Below are 16,778 nucleotides of genomic sequence, written 5' to 3'. Positions count from 1 at the left end.
GGATATTTTCACGCTATAGTCAGCCATCCAACTTTATATTATACTGGCGCAGTTTTGTTTAACACATTTTCTGCGTATCGTTTTTTACAGGAAAGGCTGATTATTAAAATCTTATCGCGAGTTTCAAACACCCATCTACTACGTTGTGACGAATGCGATGCGCTGGTCAATGTTCCACGCTTGCACTCACGGCAGGTTGCCTGCTGCCCGCAATGTAACGCCGAGCTGCGCTCCGGCAGCCGTTGGAGTCTGAAACGTTGTGCGATTATTGCGATTTCAATCCTGATTTTAATGCCGTTTGCTTTCACTTTTCCTTTGCTCAGTATTGATTTGCTTGGGGTACCGGTGCACGCATCAGTCTGGGGGGGCGCTTGGAAAATTGCCACCAACAATGATGTTTACACGGGGTTTATGGTGTTGCTGTGCGCCATCATCATGCCGTTGTGTTTCGCCACACTGGTGCTGTTTTTATGGATTGCCAAGCATTTCAACCACCGTCCGCGCAACCTCTTATTAATGCTGGGATATATCAAACCTTGGGTGATGTTGGATGTCTATCTGGTCAGTCTCGGCGTTGCCGCGTTTAAAGTGCGTGAATATGCTGCTTTAACTATCGATATCTATTTTTTGGCGTTTGTGTTTACCGCACTTTTAACCACGCTGCTGTTTATCAAAATCAATCCGTTGGCGCTTTGGAATGAATTTTATCCGCAGTTTGCCTATCCTACAGCAAATACACATAACAAAAACAATGAATTATGCCACTGCCATGCCTGCAATTACACCTTTGCCGCACAACAACGCACCCTTGACAGTCAGGGGCGCCACTATTGCCCACGCTGCGAATCCTTATTAGATATTAATGACAACACTAAACTACAACGTACTTGGGCAGCGTTGATCGCAGGGATCATTATGCTGATTCCCGCCAACTTGCTGCCGATTTCATATATCTATTTAAACGGCGTCGCCAGCGGAGACACTCTGATTTCTGGTGTGATTTCTTTTATCGGTATGGGTAGCTATTTTGTCGCCTTTGTAGTTTTCGTCGCCAGTATTTTCGTGCCGCTGAGCAAAATCATCGCCATGATCTACCTGTTGATCAGTGTACACCGCCGAAAAGCCGGTAATATTGAGAGAAAAATGAAGCTGTTGCATCTGGTGCATTTTGTTGGACGCTGGTCCATGCTGGACTTATTCGTACTCTCGTTGATGATGTCGTTGGTGACGCGTGGACAGATTATTACCTTTTCCGTCGGGCCGGCTGCCTTTTATTTTGGTGCCGCCGTCTTTTTGACCATGATTGCCGCCGAGCAATTTGATAGCCGTTTACTTTGGAAGCTCTATGACAAAAAACCAAACTCCCCCACATAATCCAGCGCCGCAAACTACGCCAACACCAAAAGTGCAAAATGCGACGGTGCGGCGCTTAAAAAGCATTTCGCCGTTTTGGCTGTTGCCGATTGTCGCACTGATTATCGGATTGGCACTGTTTGCACGTATTTTAGACGAACAAGGCGAAAGCATTACCATTTATTTCTCCAATGGCGCCGGCATTACTGCCGACAAAACCCCGATTCGCTATCAGGGCTTACAGATCGGCGTGGTCAAAAAAGTCAAATTCACCGAAGATCTGAAACGAATTATGGTAACTGCCAGTATCAATCCGGAAGCCAAAACCGTATTACGCGAACACACCAAATTCTGGTTGGTGCGTCCTAGTGCCTCTCTCGCTGGTATTTCGGGCTTAGATGCGTTGGTTTCCGGAAACTATATCACGCTAGCGCCCGGCGGTGGCGATAGTGCCGATGAATTTATTGCCGAGTCCGAAGGTCCGATGGCGCAGATGGACGAAGGCGATATTTTAATTCACCTGTTAGCCGACAATCTAGGCTCAATTTCTGCCGGAGCTTCCGTTAATTACCGCAAAATTCCGGTTGGCAGCATCTCCGACTACCGTTTTTTAGAAGATCAGAAAAAAGTTCAAATCGATGTGGTGATCAACAAATCCTACAGTCATTTGGTTAAAAAAGATTCTCGCTTCTGGAACAGCAGCGGCTTACAAACCGACATCAGCTTAAGCGGGATTTCGGTTGATATGGACAGTATCACCTCATTGGTAATCGGCGGGGTTTCGTTTGACTCGCCTGAGGACAGTCCAAGTGCGGTCAACGGCGAAAGCTATACACTGTACCAAGATGAAAAATCCGCCCAACGCGGTATTGAGGTTGAGATTACCCTGCCGAACATTCGAGGCTTAAAAATTAACAGTACACCGCTTTACTATCAAAACTTTAAAATCGGTACCCTTGCCGCCCTCGATGCTCAAGCCGAAAATAAAGACAACAACAGCGTGCGCGGCAAACTGCTGGTTGATGAAAATATGCGTAATCTGCTACGCAGCGACAGTCAAATCGTCATAAACGAAAACAGCCTGAATGCCGATAATTTGAATAATCTGGAAAAATTACTTGCCGGACCTTATTTCACGCTGATCGCCGGCAACGATGCTAACAGCACACCTAAAACGGATTTTGCTGTACTGACCCAGTCGGAATTGCTGCTCAGCTTACCCAAAACCCTGATCATCAAACTGACTGCGCCGGAAACCTACAATGTGAATGTCGGACAAGGGGTTTTGTATAACGGTATTCGGATTGGCGAAATTGCCCAACGCAAGGTATCAATTGAAGGGGTTGAATTTAAGATTGCTATCGCCGAAGAGTATCGTGATCTGATCTATGCCGATACCAAATTTATCGCCGCGTCCAATTTAAATGTCAACATCGGTGTGGACGGCATTCAATTTGAAGCGGCAGCACCCGAGAAATGGTTGCAAGGCGGTATTCGAATTCTGGCAAACAAACACGGCAAAGGCGAAGCGCTGACGCAATATCCACTGTATAAAGATCTCAGCAGCGCCGAATCCGGGATCACCGGTGACAACCTACAACCGTCCATCACCTTGCATTCTGCGGTGTTGCCCGGTATCGAAAACGGTTCGCTCGTGCTGTATAAACAATTTCCGGTCGGGCAGATTATTGCGGTACAGCCTACCGATAAAGACTTTAAAATTGATGTATTTATTAACAGTCAATATCGTAATTTGTTGACTGATCGCAGCAAATTCTGGAGTGAAAGTGCAGCGCAGGTGGATATCGGCCCGAAAGGGGTAAATATTCAAGCTGCGCCGATTATGCGAACCCTGAAAGGCGCCATCAGCTTTGAAAACTTTGGTGCTGCCGACAAAAATACCCGGCTGTACAGCAATGAAACCGCCGCCCGTTCAGTCGGTAATGAAATTACCCTGACTTCAAGCGATGCCAAAGATTTAAGCCGTGGCATGCCGATTCGCTATATGGGAATTACCATTGGCGAGGTGGTTTCGATTGAAATTGATAAAAGTCAACAACGTATTGTTAGTAAAGCGTTGATTCAACCGAATTACTACGCCCTAATCAGTAAAAAAGGCAGCCGTTTTCAACTGATTTCGCCACAAATTTCTGCCGGTGCCATCGCCAACCTCGACAGTTTGCTTCAACCTTATATTAATGTTGAGGTCGGCAGCGGTGAAACCAGCAAAACTTTCCGTTTAAATAAAGAGATTAGCAATGCCAGCAAATTTGCCAACGGCATTCCGCTGATTTTGGAAACTTCAAGTGCATTTAACTTGACGGAAGGTTCGCCGGTGCAATATCGTGGCATTGAAGTCGGACTGGTACAAAAAATGACGTTAGACGAACTAGGCGATCGAGTGTTGGTCGATATTATTATCGGCAATAAATACAAACACTTGGTACGCCAAAACTCCGAATTTTGGATCACCTCCGGCTACAGTTTCGGCTTCGGTTTACAGGGCTTTGCCTTTGAAACCGGCAGCGTGCAGCAATTCCTAAAAGGCGGTATTTCGTTTGGCACACCGTCCGGACAAGTGGTGCAGCCAGCCGCCAAAGCCAAACAGCGCTTCTTGCTGCAACAAAAGTTACCGGAAGATTCGAAATTCTGGAATCAAGGCGCTTATTAAAGTATTAAAACCTGAGGTCCTAACATTAAGTTAGTACCTCTTATTTAATAGCCTGCGGCTAGACCGCCAACACGGCGATTTTAGCAATCACATCAACCGCACTTTGCATGCCTTGCACGCTTGCCAGTTCGTATTTGCTGTGGAAGTTATAACCACCGGTGAATATATTCGGGCAAGCGATACCCATCACGGCCAGCTTGGCGCCATCCGTTCCGCCGCGAATCGGTTTCAACAGCGGTGTAATACCGCACTCTTGCATCGCCATTTTTGCCAATTCAAGCGACTGCGGAACCTTGCGGATGACCTCATACATATTTTGGTAACTGTCGCTGATCTCAACATGAAAACGCTGCTGTAAGTCGTATTTAGTCGTGAATTGATCTGCCCATTGCTGAAATTGTTGTTTGCGCAATTTAAATTGTGCGGCATCAAATTCTCGAATCAAATAGTGCATCCGCACTTGTTCAATATCGCCTTCGATTTTATCCAGATGGAAAAAGCCTTGCCGCTCCGCTGTTTTTTCCGGCACTTCATTTTTCGGTAAGTATTGATGAAAATCACAAGCCAACGCCAAAGCGTTAACCATTTTGTCTTTAGCATCACCGGGATGTGCCGAATGCCCTTGAATCACAATGTCCACTCCGGCGGCATTAAAATTCTCAATTTGCAACTCCCCCGCTTCGCCGCCATCAATCGTGTATGCCCAATCACAAACAAAATCGGCTATCGGGAAAAAATCCATCCCTAAGCCAATCTCCTCGTCCGGTGTAAATGCCACCCGAATATTGGCGTGTGGTACCTTGCTCTCGATCAACTGCTCAAGTGCGGTCATAATTTCAGCAATGCCGGCTTTATTATCTGCCCCCAATAAGGTATTGCCGTCGGTAACAATCAGAGAATCACCAACCAATTGTTGCAAAAAAGGGTAATCAACCGGGCTGATATAATCATCGCCTTTACCTAAGGCAATATCACCGCCACGATACTCTTGAATCAGTTCCGCTTTAACATGCTTGCCGCTCATCTGTGGCGATGTGTCCAGATGCGAAATAAAACCGATCGTTTTTTTACTGCCACAATTTGACGGCAAAAGTGCGGTCACCACACAGTAACGACTGAGCTTCACCTCACTTAATCCGAGCTGCTCCAACTCCTCCACCAAGTGCTCCGCCAACCGCAGTTGCCCGATTGAACTGGGTGATTTTTGGGCATCTGGTTTAGACTGGGTATCAAACGCAATATAGCTGAAAAAACGGTTTAGCAATTGTTGCCGTTGTTTTTCCCGATGCTGTAATGCCTCGTGTTGTAATAAATGTGTCATAATTTCCCTCAGACCTGATAAATTATGCTTTCTGCTTGTCTTGCCATTGTATGTCCCTTTCATCGACGACATTATGATCGATAACAATTTTCTTTCATTTTCTGCTTGAAAAGCATCGAAATTTTAAAAAATTGCGATAAAAACCCTATTCCTCTCAAGGAAAACTTGAGTTTCTGCCTGCAGAAAGGTATGTTATGGCGGTTATTTTATTTAAGAGGTCAATTGATGAAAATTATTTTATTAGGCGCGCCAGGCGCCGGCAAAGGCACACAAGCGCAATTTATTATGAATAAATACCATATTCCGCAAATTTCCACCGGTGATATGCTGCGTGCAGCGATTAAAACCGGCAGCGAATTGGGCAAACAAGCCAAGCAACTGATGGATGCCGGAAAACTGGTCCCGGATGATCTGATTATTGCCTTAGTCAAAGAACGAGTAGCACAAGACGACGCCAAAAACGGTTTCTTGCTCGACGGCTTCCCACGCACGATTCCACAAGCAGATGCCTTGAAAGATGCCAAGATCGACATTGATTTTGTCTTGGAATTCGACGTGCCTGACCAAGTGATTGTCGAACGCATGAGCGGTCGTCGCGTACACCCTGCTTCAGGACGAGTTTATCATGTGGTTTACAACCCACCAAAAGTTGACGGCAAAGACGATATCAGCGGCGAAGACCTGATTATCCGCGCCGACGACAAACCGGAAACCGTGTTAGATCGCTTGAGTATTTACCACAACACCACCAAACCACTGGTCGACTACTACCAAGCAGAAGCCAAGTGCGGTAACACCCAATATTTCCGTTTAGACGGCACTCAACCCGTTGAAACGGTGAGTGAAAAATTGACTGAGATTTTGGGCTAACGCCCGCTTTCTAAGGCATAAAAAACGGCTTTAAACACAATTTAAAGCCGTTTTCATCAACTTATTTGCCATCATTTAAATCAGACCAATAAACTCAGTGCCTGTTTGACAATATGATCAGCGCTTAATTCATATTCTTGCATCAAGAAATCTTGGGTGCCGACTTGTCCATAACGACCTTTTATTCCAACTCTGCGCAACGGAACCGGGCAGTGTTCGGACAAAACTTCGGCAACTGCGGAACCGAGGCCGTTATAAATACTGTGGTTTTCACACGTCACGATTCTTCCGGTTTGCTGCGCTTGTTCAATGATGCACGCTTGATCTATTGGTTTTAACGTGAACATATCAACCACCGTTGCGGCAATCCCTTGCTGTGCCAACTGCTCGGCTGCGGTTAGCGCTTCGGCGACCATAATACCGTTGGCAATCAGGGTAATATCTTTCCCTTTACGCAATATTTTAGCTTTGCCGATACTGAATTCTTCGTCTTCAGGATAAATTTTTACTGCTTGTTTGCGAATGGTTCTAATCCAATAAAAACCTTTCAGATCAACTAATTGCCGCACAATATTTTTCATCATGCTGCCATCGGTGATCTCCAGCACTGTCGCTTTTGCCAGCCCGCGTACAATCCCCATATCCTCAAAAGACATGTGCGTGCCGCCATTGTGAACTGCCGAAATTCCGGCATCAGAAGCGATCACTTTGACATTATTTGCTTGATAATCCAATGACATAAAAAGCTGGTCAAAACAGCGACGGCTGGCAAATGCAGTAAAAGTGTGAAAAAACGGGATATGCCCCGCCAAGGATAGACCTGCCGCTATGCCGACCACATTGGCTTCCATGATACCGCAGTTAATCACTTGATTAGGCAATACTTTTTGCACTTGATCCATTCCCATCGAGCTCATCAGATCCGCTTCCAGCTCAATCACCAGAGGATTTGCAAGCATTTGTTGTTTCAAGGTTTCAGCATAAATTTTACGCATTTCCAGCGTATCATATTGTCTTTCAATCGACATATTTTGCCTCCAATTGCTGAATTGCCAGCTCAATTGCCTGCTTGCTTTCTGCCGTCAGTCGCATATGGTGGGAATTTGCCAGATTTTCAATATATGGCACACCTTGCCCTTTTTTACTGTCGAGAATAACCAGTAACGGTTTGCTGTTCGGTTGCTGCAATGCAAGTGCGGTTCTTAACGATAATATGCGGTACAATTCTGCGATATCATCACCTTTGATGGTGACCACATCAAAGCCGAACGCCACAAATTTCTGTTCTAGATTTTGTGGATCGATAATTGAGGTTAATACGCCGTCGAGCTGTAACTTATTGTAATCAATAAAAGTATAGAGGTTATTCAATTTACGGTGAGCAATAAATTGAAAAGCTTCCCAACATTGCCCTTCGTTTAACTCCCCGTCACCTAGAATGCAAAAAGTGCGGTTCGGCAAGCCACGCAATTGATGTGAAAGCGCAATGCCGGCGGCAATTGAAATGCCTTGCCCCAACGAGCCGGTTGTTGCATCCACGCCTTTAGTCAGCAGCCTATCCGGGTGGCTTGGCAGGCGAGTTCCGTTTTGGTTAACCGTCATCAATTCCGCCAGCGGAAAATAACCTTTTAAAGCCAAGGTGGCATACAACGCTGGTCCGCCATGTCCTTTCGACAGTACAAAATAATCACGCTCTGCCCAATCCGGCTGTTGCGGATCAATTTTCATGATTCCGCCATACAACACAGCTAAAGTTTCAACAATTGATAAACTGCCGCCAAAATGCCCAAACCCCAGATTTAGCAACGATTTCAGTAACTGAATTCGGATATCGTTGGCAAAATGCTGTAATTTATCTATCGCTATCATGATTCATCATCCTGGTTAGATGGTGCTTTTTTAGCGACATAGTTATAGATCACCAACAAGCTGAAAATAGCGACAATGACCACGGTAATCATATCTTTCGACAGATATTGCACCATGTTACCCAGCACAATCCCGACGCCACCAAAATCGGAATCAGAGAATGTGGTGTTGGCAAAGCCCAATGATCCCAATACCGGCAACAGGAAAACCGGCAGGAAGGTAATCAACACTCCATGGGCAAATCCACCAATAATCGCCCCACGCCGCCCGCCAGTCGCATTACCAAACACCCCTGCGGTTGCGCCACAGAAAAAGTGCGGTACCACGCCGGGCAAAATCAATACCCAATTCAACATCCCCAACACCGCCAAACTGGCAATGCCGCCGATGAAACTGGCTAAGAAACCAACCAGTACTGCATTTGGTGCATAAGGGAAAACAATCGGGCAATCCAATGCTGGGCGAGCATCCGGCACCAATTTTTCAGAAAATCCGGTAAACGCCGGCACAATTTCGGCTAGGATCAAACGCACCCCTTGCAGAATGATAAAGACGCCGGCGGCAAAGGTAATCGCTTGAATAATGGCGTAAACCAGATAGTTTTGTCCGCCACTCAAGGTGGATTCAATATATTCACCGCCGGATGCCAGCGCGAGGATTAAATAGATCACCATCATGGTTAAAGAGATTGAAATTGAACTGTCACGCAAGAAACTCAAGTTTTTCGGTAAATCCATCTCTTCCGTTGATTTGGAACCTTTGCCGACCGCACTGCCAACCGCACCTGCCAACACATAACCCAGGGTGCCGAAATGCCCGAATGCCACGTCATTGCTGCCGGTAATCCGTTTCATATACCGATGTGCAATCGCCGGGAAAAACGCCATCACCATGCCGAGTATCAATGAGCCGACAAAAACCAGTTGGAAACCTTCAAAGCCTGCCACGGTTAAAATAATTCCAATCATACACGCCATATAAAACGTATGGTGTCCGGTCAAGAAAATGTATTTCAGACGGGTAAAACGTGCCACGACAATATTGGCAACCATGCCGAATGCCATAATCAGCGCAGTGGCTGTGCCGTATTTTTCAACTGCCATCGAGACGATGGCTTCATTATTCGGGATGATACCCTGCACATTAAAGGCATATTCAAACATGCCCCCCAGTGGATTCAATGAGCCGACTAACACCCCGGCACCACCACCCAGCACCAAAAAGCCTAAAATCGTTTTAACTGTGCCTTTGACCACATCTGAAAACGGTTTTTTCTGCGCCAACAAACCGACTAATGCGATCAAACCAACCAACACTGCCGGTACTTTTAAAATATCTAAAATGAAAAAAAGCAAACCGTCCATCATCTTTTCTCCTAGCGATTGAAATAGGCAGCAAGTTTTTCTTCAAACTCTGCTACACTGACCAAGTTTTTCACGACCACGATTTTATCCGCTGAAATGCTACTGCTTTCGGCAATATCTTTTGCCATCACAAACAGATCGGCATCATTCGGCGTCACTGAAGCCAAATCGGTATGATCGACTTCGGCTTCGATGCCTAATTTTTTCAACGCTTTCTTGATGTTCATTTCCATCATAAAACTGCTGCCCAAGCCTGAACCACATACTGCTGTAATTTTCATTATTTTCTCCTTGATAAAAGAGGGATAACACCGGCAATCGCCTGCTGACAAATAGGGTTTTACGCAACACCCGACAATCTTGTATAAGATGTAGGCAGTCTAAACCATCAATGATAGCGCTATCAAACTAAAGATATGAAATCTGTGATAGCGCTAACATATTTTTCGATTTCCGATATAAGCAACGTTAAAGCGCATCAGTTTATGCGCGATTTTCAAATTTATGCGCTATAATTCAGCGATATATTTTGAGGAGTTACACTATGTCATCAAATTCCCAGGCTCCCCGCACACGCAGAACAACCGGGCGAGTCACGCTTGCCGATGTCGCCAAACGGGTCGGCGTCGGGCAAATGACGGTTTCCCGAGCACTGCGTACTCCAGAGCTGGTTTCCGACAATTTAAGAGAAAAAATAGAAAGTGCGGTACAACAGTTAGGCTATATCCCCAATGCCGCCGCGCGCGAACTGGCATCGGTTTCCAGCCGTAATATTGTGATTATCACCTCTTCAATTACATCAACTGAAAATACCCTGATCCTGTCGGCACTACAGAAAAAACTGAAACCGCTTGATGTTCAGTTGGTTATCCTGCTTGCCGGTGAAAAAAAATGGTTGCCGGAATTGATCAACCATTCCCCACTCGCCATTGTATTGCTCAATTTAAAATGCCCGCCACAAGAAGCCGAATGGATTAAACAAAGTGGCGTGCTGACTGTGGAAATTGGCGCTAAGCAGCTCTCACCGCTGGGAATTAATGTCGGGATCGACAGTAAACAGGCAATGCAAACCATGATCCATTATTTGGTGGAAAGGGGCTGCCAACAAATCGGGTTATTGTCTGCCAAACAAGATTCAGCGATTTTTCAACAATATTTAGAAAGCTGGCACACCACTTTGCTGGCTAAATATTTGGATCCGCACTTAATCCTGCATTGTGCCGAAGAGATTTCGTTTTCGGTCGGTGCCAAGTTGTTTAATGATGCGCTGCTGATGTGGGGGCGAATTGATGCGTTAGTATTTCTGTCCGATGAACTGGCTTGTGGCGCACTGTGTGAAGCACAGCGCAAGCGAATCAACATACCTTATGAAACCTTGATTGTCGGTTTGGGTGGGCTGGATGTCGGAGCGGTTTCCTACCCTAGATTGACCACCATCGATATTCCCTATGAACATATTGGTGAGACCGCAGGACAGCAATTAGTTGAATTATTACAGCAAAACCGCACTTACAGCGAAACACGTTTTATCCCGCTGCCGGTCAAACTGCTGAAACGGGATAGCGCTTGAGTGAGGTCTGACGCCCAATATCGATTGATAAAAAAGCAACAGACCTCGTAACACGATCACTGCACTGCTTTCAACATTTCCTGATTCATGGCTTTCATCGACTGTAAGCCACCCATCACCAGATACCAGTTCACGGAATCCAAGAATACGATATTGCCGTCTTTATAAGCTTTTGAACCTTTGATTAACGCATTATCAAACACTTTTTTGGCATTACCGCTTTTATTGGTGATCGCCGCCGTGCGGTCAACCACAAAAATGTAATCCGGATTTTTATCCAATACATACTCAAAGCTGACTTTCATACCATGGCGTGATTCCTTGATTCCTGTATCGGCTTGAGTGAAGCCGTAGTCTTGAAAAATCATGCCATAGCGAGAATTGGGGCCAAAGGTGCTGATATTGCTTTCGTTCGCCAACAGCACCAGTGCGGTTTTGCCTTTGGCTTTTGCTGCAATCGCCGCTAAATCTTGATCAATCGCCTGCAATTGCGCTGTCGCCTCGGCTTGTTTGCCAATAATTTCGGCGATATTGCGTACATTTTGTTGGAATGATGGATAAAAATCCAGATATTGAATGTCACTGTAATAGATTGGCGAAATCTCTTTAAAACGCTCCACCAACTGACTTTGGCGTGCAGAGATAATCGTCAGTTCCGGTTCAACCGCACTTAGGCGTTCAAAATTTGGCTCCATCAAACCACCGACATCAGCATAAGCTTTGTCTTCATATTTTTTCAAATAGTCCGGCAGCGGTAACGATTTTGGCACCGCAACCACACTCTCACTGCCTAAGCTATCGAGAATATCTAATGCCGGAAAATCAAAAATTGCAATACTTTTTGGATTTTGTGGCACGTCCAGTTCACCAATGGTGCTCGACAGCTTAATATCACTTGCCTGTGCAGTGCCGATGATTAGGGTCGCCAGTAGGGAAACGGCTAAAGTACGCCAGGTGTTACGCATATTTACTCCTTGTTGAGAGGTTGGTTTTAAGATTAATTTTTAAAGAAAACGGCTATTCTATTCTCATCAATCGTGTGAATCGGAATCTGCATGCCATAAATCTGTTGTAGTGCGGCGGTTTGCATAATCTGCCCGACCTCGCCCTGTCGCACCAAGCAACCGTTTTTCAAGGCAACGATATAGTCGGAATAGCATGAAGCGAAGTTAATATCATGGATCACAATCACCACGGTTTTGCCCAGTTCATCGCACAACTTGCGTAACACCTGCATAATCTGCACCGAATGTTTCATATCCAGATTGTTCAGTGGCTCATCCAGCAAAATATAGTCGGTATCTTGCGCCAACGTCATCGCAATATAGGCGCGTTGGCGCTGCCCACCACTTAATTCGTTGATAAACACATGGCGCATCTTTTGCAGATCCATGTAGTCAAGCGAGCGTTCGATATAGTTGCGATCGGTTTCGGTCAACCGCCCTTTGCTGTAGGGGAAACGCCCGAATGCAACCAAATCTTCCACCGTCAAGCGTAAATCCAAATGGTTGCTCTGTTTTAAAATCGACAACCGTTTAGCAATTTCGCTATTGGGAATTTGGCTAATCGGTGTGTCGTCTAACCGCACTTCGCCACTGTCAGCCTGCAATAAGCGGCTGATAATCGCCAGTAACGTACTTTTTCCGGCACCGTTCGGACCAATGAACGAGGTGATCTTACCCTTAGGAATCGTCAAGGAAATATCATTCAAAATCGTTTTTTCCGCATATTTTTTACTGATATGCTTGATGGCTAAACTCATTAATCACTCCGTTATTGATTGCGACGTAATAAAAGATAAATAAAATAGATGCCGCCAATAAAGTTGATAATAACACTCAGCGTGGTGCTGAAATTCAGCAGTTGCGACACCACAAACTGCCCGCCAATCAATGTGACAATGGCAAGCAACACGGCGGCCGGCACCAGCAAGCGATAATGGTGACTACGGATAAACTCCAAGGTTAAGTTCATCACCAGCAAACCTAAGAAGGTAATAGGACCGACAAGTGCGGTTGCAATCGAGGTTAAAATTGCCACCACAATCAACAAGCGCTTGCTTAAACCACGGTAATCCACCCCCAGATTTATCGCCTGATCACGCCCAAGTGCCAATACATCAAGTACGTTCAAATAGCGTACCGCATAAGCGATAACCGCAAACAACAGTCCGGCTGCCAGCCAAAGAATCTCACTATTCACTTTATTAAAGCTGGCAAAACTAGCATCTTGCAAAATTTGAAACTCATTTGGATCGATCAACACTTCCATAAAAGTGGTCAAGCTCTGAAAAAACGTGCCGAAAATGATCCCGACCAGCAATAGAAAAAATAGATTTGCTTGCTCACGCTTAAATAAAAAATAGTAAAACAGCAGCGAAAACAGGGTCATGATGCCAGCGGAAAGCAGAAAATTGAGCTGCGGATCCATTTGAGTCAACGCATCGGCGCCAAATAGAAAAATAATGGTTAATTGAATTGACACATACAGCCAATCCAGTCCCAAAATACTCGGGGTTAAGATACGGTTATTCACCAGCGCTTGAAAAATCATGGTCGAAAAGGCAATTGCAATGGCGGTCAACCCAATCGCACTCAAGGAAATCAAGCGATAATTCAGCGCATATTGCCAGCGCTTCGGCAGGCCGTAAGCCAGATACAGCGCCACCACCAGCAAACTGCCAAGCAACAATAGGCACATCTTGGCTCGATTAGACAGTATTGACTTAGACATGACGGAACCGCTTAAACAACAGCAGCAGGAAAATACCACTGCCGATCACCCCCACCACTAAACTGATGGCAATTTCATACGGGTAAATCAGCAGCCGCCCAAGAATATCGCACGCCAACACAAACAGGGCGCCCAAAAGTGCGGTATGCGACAAAATATTTTTTAGATTATCCCCCAGATATAGGGTCACAATATTCGGTACAATCAAGCCCAAAAACGGAATCACCCCGACGGAAACAATCACCACCGAAGTCACCACCGCAACAATTGCCAAACCGAGATATTGGATCCGCTTGAAATTCACCCCTAGATTGAGCGCAAAAGATTCTCCCATACCGACAATCGCAAAACGGTTGGCAAACAGATACACCAACAGTAGCGCCGGCACACTGAGATATAACATTTCATAACGCCCGCTCATCACCAGTGAAAAGTCACCTTGCAACCAACCGGCAATATTTTGCAGCAAGTCCTCTTTCATCGCCAAAAAGATGGTGACCGAACTGATAATATTGCCAAACATAATCCCGACCAACGGCACGAAAATCACGTCTTTAAATTTCAGTTTCGATAAAATGGTAATAAATACCAACGTGCCGAGAAAAGCTGTGATGATCGCAATCATGGTTTTGGTCAGCATAGAAGCGCTAGGAAACAGAATAATCGCCAACAAAATCCCCAAACGTGCCGAATCCATCGTACCTGCCGTGGTCGGTGCCACAAAGCGGTTACGGGTTAACTGCTGCATCACCAAACCACTGATCGCCAAACTGGCACCGGCAATCAAAATACTGAGCAAGCGTGGAATGCGACTCGCGGTAAACACCTGCCACTGTTCAGCATCAAAATACAGCAGCCCGCTCAGCGTAACACGACTGACGCCGAGAAAAAGAGAAAATAGCGATAACACCAATAACAGGCATATCAGATAACGTCTTTTGATCATCACGAATTTACTACTAGCACAACCCAAATCGAATGAGAATGATTTTTTATTTTATAGATTAAGGAAAAATAGTCAATTCTGTTTTGCCGAAATGATTCCGCGTTTTATACTAACCCGACTTATCCCCTGTTTTTAATCACGATGACCAAAGGATTACTCTGTTCACTGCTAGCTTCTGCGCTGTTCGGTTACCTGTATTATTTCACTACGTTGCTGACACCACTCAGCGGGCTGGATGCCCTTGGTTTCCGAATTCTGTTTATGCTGCCTGCAGTGCTTGCGGTCCTTCTTTTATTTAAACAGCAAAAGCGATTAGTTGAACATTTAACCCGAATCAAACAACAGCCCTTTCTGCTGCTAGTGGTGATTTTCAATGCAGCAATGATGGGGTTTCAGATGTGGCTCTATTTATGGGCGCCGAATAACGGAAGTGCGGTTGAAGTCACTGTCGGCTATCTGCTGTTGCCTTTGGTGCTAGTCGCATTTGGTAAATTTTTATTCAAAGAAACGATTTCACGCTATAAAGCACTGGCGATTCTGTGTGCCGGCATAGCGGTGCTGCTGAATATTTTACTAACCGGAAAAATGTCGTGGGAAAGTCTGGCGGTCGGCTTGGGCTATGCATTGTATTTCGCCAGTCGCAAATTCCTCAAAATGAACGATCTGGCGGTTTTTACCTTAGAAGTTAGCCTACTGTTTCCATTCTGTGTGTATATGGTGGCAGAAGTCGATCTCACTGCGGTTGCCGATATCAACCCACACATTTATCTGCTGGTTTTTCTGCTCGGTTTGATCAGCAGCATTGCCTTTATTGCTTATATCTTAGCCAGCAACTGGCTACCGATTAATTTACTCGGACTGCTGGGTTACCTGGAAACAGTCGCTATGTTGTTTATTTCACTGTACATTGGCGAAACCATTCAACCCGCTTCTTACCCGCTACTGTTCGGACTTTCCGCCGCCATGTTGCTGTTGATGTATGATGGGTTTAGGGCGAGGAAGAGATTGGGTTAGAAAAGTGAACCAAGATATTATTTATTAATATAAATGCGTGCTGATGACTAATAATAAATAGAGAGAATAGTAATGAGTGAGCAAACCGAACATTTTTTTATTACTGGTACTTGGTGGACATTAGCAATTACATTCATTTTCTTATTTGGTTATATTGCTGAAAGAATTACTAATATTGATAGCGATTTAGACACTTTTTCAATGACAGTAATTCTTTTCTATGCTCTGCTTTTTTTCTGGCTTCTATGGTTTGGCTATCATTTTTACACTGGATTTTGGCAATCTGACATCGAAATATATTTCAACCTTATATTATTAACTTTTTTATTTTCTATAATAGTATTAATTCTCAGTATATTTACTGGTTACCTCTTTGCATTTTATAGCATTGGCGTAACAATATTAGCAACAATCATTATTAAACTTATTTTATATTATAGAAAAACAAAAAATAATTAAAAATCACTTTCTATTGATATGACTTATCAGAGGCTATATGTTTATTGAGCAGCATACTAAACTTAACTACCGAATTCTTTTTTCGTCTATCACTTTCTGGGATAATGATAACTTAACTCTTCACGTTCAAGTTGCACCTAATTTTATAGGTTACAATCCCAGTATAGAGAATGAATGTGTTGTATTAGATGTTCTCGAACTGATTGACACACTCTCTACCGATGGAAAAGGTTACTTACTCACCTGTGAATGCGGCTATGCGGAAGACAGTGATATTTTATCCCCTTTAACCAAAAATAGTGATGATAAATATATTTATTGGGATTTAGATATTAAAAGTTATCGTACTATTCTATCACATCCATTATCAAAAAGAGAAAGCGGAACACTGAGACTTATATTTGATAAAAATGAATATAGAGACTCTATTATAGAAATGATGTCAGAACTACAAAAAATAATTCGCGAGGGTATTGCTGCAAGCTCATTAAGCAAGAAAAACCTCACTAATACCTATGGCTTAAGAGATAATTTCCATAATATTATCAAAAATTATCCTCATATTACTCATTTACCTGTTGAAAATATAAACCCATACGATTTATAAG

General features: G+C 44.5%; 16 protein-coding genes. 7 read left to right on the top strand and 9 right to left on the bottom strand.

The window, feature by feature from the left end:
* The first annotated feature begins 99 nt into the window (after nt 1–99).
* A complete protein-coding gene (locus FHQ30_RS05360; protein ID WP_139611461.1) occupies nt 100–1,374 on the top strand; it encodes a paraquat-inducible protein A in 1,275 nt (424 codons plus the stop codon).
* Entirely contained in the window at nt 1,346–4,024 is a 2,679-nt protein-coding gene (locus FHQ30_RS05355; protein WP_139611441.1) for an MlaD family protein, read from the top strand. Before FHQ30_RS05360 ends, FHQ30_RS05355 begins: the two co-directional genes overlap by 29 nt.
* A 58-nt stretch (nt 4,025–4,082) precedes the next feature.
* Here FHQ30_RS05355 and pepT read toward each other — a convergent pair whose 3' ends face one another.
* Nucleotides 4,083–5,345, bottom strand: a complete 1,263-nt coding sequence (gene pepT, locus FHQ30_RS05350) for a peptidase T (protein ID WP_139611440.1) — start codon at nt 5,343–5,345, stop codon at nt 4,083–4,085.
* 225 nt (nt 5,346–5,570) lie between these two features.
* Between pepT and adk the strand changes: the two genes are divergently transcribed.
* Nucleotides 5,571–6,215 carry an adenylate kinase gene (gene adk, locus FHQ30_RS05345; RefSeq protein WP_139611439.1) on the top strand — a complete coding sequence of 215 codons (645 nt, stop codon included), beginning with the start codon at nt 5,571–5,573 and terminating at the stop codon, nt 6,213–6,215.
* Between the two features lie 80 nt (nt 6,216–6,295).
* Here adk and FHQ30_RS05340 read toward each other — a convergent pair whose 3' ends face one another.
* The 4 genes from FHQ30_RS05340 to FHQ30_RS05325 are packed head-to-tail and all read right to left on the bottom strand — an operon-like array spanning nt 6,296 to nt 9,729.
* Nucleotides 6,296–7,243, bottom strand: a complete 948-nt coding sequence (locus tag FHQ30_RS05340) for a transketolase family protein (RefSeq protein ID WP_139611438.1) — start codon at nt 7,241–7,243, stop codon at nt 6,296–6,298.
* Entirely contained in the window at nt 7,233–8,081 is an 849-nt protein-coding gene (locus FHQ30_RS05335; protein WP_139611460.1) for a transketolase, read from the bottom strand. The genes FHQ30_RS05340 and FHQ30_RS05335 overlap by 11 nt, the downstream gene beginning before the upstream one ends.
* Nucleotides 8,081–9,448: a PTS ascorbate transporter subunit IIC gene (gene ulaA / locus FHQ30_RS05330; RefSeq protein ID WP_132966426.1), complete on the bottom strand. Its 1,368-nt coding sequence runs from the start codon at nt 9,446–9,448 to the stop codon at nt 8,081–8,083. The genes FHQ30_RS05335 and ulaA overlap by 1 nt, the downstream gene beginning before the upstream one ends.
* An 11-nt stretch (nt 9,449–9,459) precedes the next feature.
* A complete protein-coding gene (locus FHQ30_RS05325) occupies nt 9,460–9,729 on the bottom strand; it encodes a PTS sugar transporter subunit IIB (RefSeq protein ID WP_132966153.1) in 270 nt (89 codons plus the stop codon).
* 263 nt (nt 9,730–9,992) lie between these two features.
* Between FHQ30_RS05325 and FHQ30_RS05320 the strand changes: the two genes are divergently transcribed.
* On the top strand, nt 9,993–11,018 hold the full coding sequence (locus FHQ30_RS05320; protein ID WP_139611437.1) for a LacI family DNA-binding transcriptional regulator: 1,026 nt from the start codon (nt 9,993–9,995) through the stop codon (nt 11,016–11,018).
* A gap of 56 nt (nt 11,019–11,074) precedes the next feature.
* Here the strand turns inward: FHQ30_RS05320 and FHQ30_RS05315 are convergent, their stop codons facing one another.
* From FHQ30_RS05315 to FHQ30_RS05300, 4 genes are read right to left on the bottom strand one after another with little or no spacing between them, the layout of a single operon-like run.
* The gene (locus FHQ30_RS05315; protein ID WP_139611436.1) at nt 11,075–11,983 is read right to left on the bottom strand and encodes a siderophore ABC transporter substrate-binding protein; all 909 of its coding nucleotides are present in this window, start codon (nt 11,981–11,983) and stop codon (nt 11,075–11,077) included.
* A gap of 32 nt (nt 11,984–12,015) precedes the next feature.
* A complete protein-coding gene (locus FHQ30_RS05310; RefSeq protein WP_139611435.1) occupies nt 12,016–12,780 on the bottom strand; it encodes an iron ABC transporter ATP-binding protein in 765 nt (254 codons plus the stop codon).
* Nucleotides 12,781–12,791: 11 nt separating this feature from the next.
* Nucleotides 12,792–13,751: an iron chelate uptake ABC transporter family permease subunit gene (locus tag FHQ30_RS05305; RefSeq protein WP_139611434.1), complete on the bottom strand. Its 960-nt coding sequence runs from the start codon at nt 13,749–13,751 to the stop codon at nt 12,792–12,794.
* Nucleotides 13,744–14,697, bottom strand: coding sequence for an ABC transporter permease (locus FHQ30_RS05300; RefSeq protein WP_139611433.1), 954 nt, complete (start codon nt 14,695–14,697; stop codon nt 13,744–13,746). Before FHQ30_RS05300 ends, FHQ30_RS05305 begins: the two co-directional genes overlap by 8 nt.
* A 141-nt stretch (nt 14,698–14,838) precedes the next feature.
* Here FHQ30_RS05300 and rarD point away from each other — a divergent pair, with 141 nt between their 5' ends.
* From rarD to FHQ30_RS05285, 3 genes are all read left to right on the top strand, one after another.
* Nucleotides 14,839–15,711: an EamA family transporter RarD gene (gene rarD / locus FHQ30_RS05295; protein ID WP_139611432.1), complete on the top strand. Its 873-nt coding sequence runs from the start codon at nt 14,839–14,841 to the stop codon at nt 15,709–15,711.
* Between the two features lie 72 nt (nt 15,712–15,783).
* Complete coding sequence (locus FHQ30_RS05290) at nt 15,784–16,170, top strand: hypothetical protein (RefSeq protein WP_139611431.1); 387 nt, start codon at nt 15,784–15,786, stop codon at nt 16,168–16,170.
* A gap of 37 nt (nt 16,171–16,207) precedes the next feature.
* The gene (locus FHQ30_RS05285; protein ID WP_139625151.1) at nt 16,208–16,777 is read left to right on the top strand and encodes a hypothetical protein; all 570 of its coding nucleotides are present in this window, start codon (nt 16,208–16,210) and stop codon (nt 16,775–16,777) included.
* The last annotated feature ends 1 nt before the right edge of the window (nt 16,778 follow it).

The organism is Testudinibacter sp. 'clade 2', from assembly GCF_006227735.1.
Classification (GTDB): domain Bacteria; phylum Pseudomonadota; class Gammaproteobacteria; order Enterobacterales; family Pasteurellaceae; genus Chelonobacter.
Note: the sequence above shows the minus strand (reverse complement) of the source record. Positions and strands in the feature narration are given on the sequence as shown.

Coding starts and splice junctions, on each gene's coding strand:
- FHQ30_RS05325 (WP_132966153.1), bottom strand. CDS start 9,729: ATGAAAATTACAGCAGTATGTGGTTCAGGCTTGGGCAGCAGTTTTATG.
- pepT (WP_139611440.1), bottom strand. CDS start 5,345: ATGACACATTTATTACAACACGAGGCATTACAGCATCGGGAAAAACAA.
- FHQ30_RS05315 (WP_139611436.1), bottom strand. CDS start 11,983: ATGCGTAACACCTGGCGTACTTTAGCCGTTTCCCTACTGGCGACCCTA.
- ulaA (WP_132966426.1), bottom strand. CDS start 9,448: ATGGACGGTTTGCTTTTTTTCATTTTAGATATTTTAAAAGTACCGGCA.
- FHQ30_RS05320 (WP_139611437.1), top strand. CDS start 9,993: ATGTCATCAAATTCCCAGGCTCCCCGCACACGCAGAACAACCGGGCGA.
- FHQ30_RS05285 (WP_139625151.1), top strand. CDS start 16,208: ATGTTTATTGAGCAGCATACTAAACTTAACTACCGAATTCTTTTTTCG.
- FHQ30_RS05310 (WP_139611435.1), bottom strand. CDS start 12,780: ATGAGTTTAGCCATCAAGCATATCAGTAAAAAATATGCGGAAAAAACG.
- FHQ30_RS05300 (WP_139611433.1), bottom strand. CDS start 14,697: ATGATCAAAAGACGTTATCTGATATGCCTGTTATTGGTGTTATCGCTA.
- adk (WP_139611439.1), top strand. CDS start 5,571: ATGAAAATTATTTTATTAGGCGCGCCAGGCGCCGGCAAAGGCACACAA.
- FHQ30_RS05290 (WP_139611431.1), top strand. CDS start 15,784: ATGAGTGAGCAAACCGAACATTTTTTTATTACTGGTACTTGGTGGACA.
- FHQ30_RS05305 (WP_139611434.1), bottom strand. CDS start 13,751: ATGTCTAAGTCAATACTGTCTAATCGAGCCAAGATGTGCCTATTGTTG.
- FHQ30_RS05355 (WP_139611441.1), top strand. CDS start 1,346: ATGACAAAAAACCAAACTCCCCCACATAATCCAGCGCCGCAAACTACG.
- FHQ30_RS05340 (WP_139611438.1), bottom strand. CDS start 7,243: ATGTCGATTGAAAGACAATATGATACGCTGGAAATGCGTAAAATTTAT.
- rarD (WP_139611432.1), top strand. CDS start 14,839: ATGACCAAAGGATTACTCTGTTCACTGCTAGCTTCTGCGCTGTTCGGT.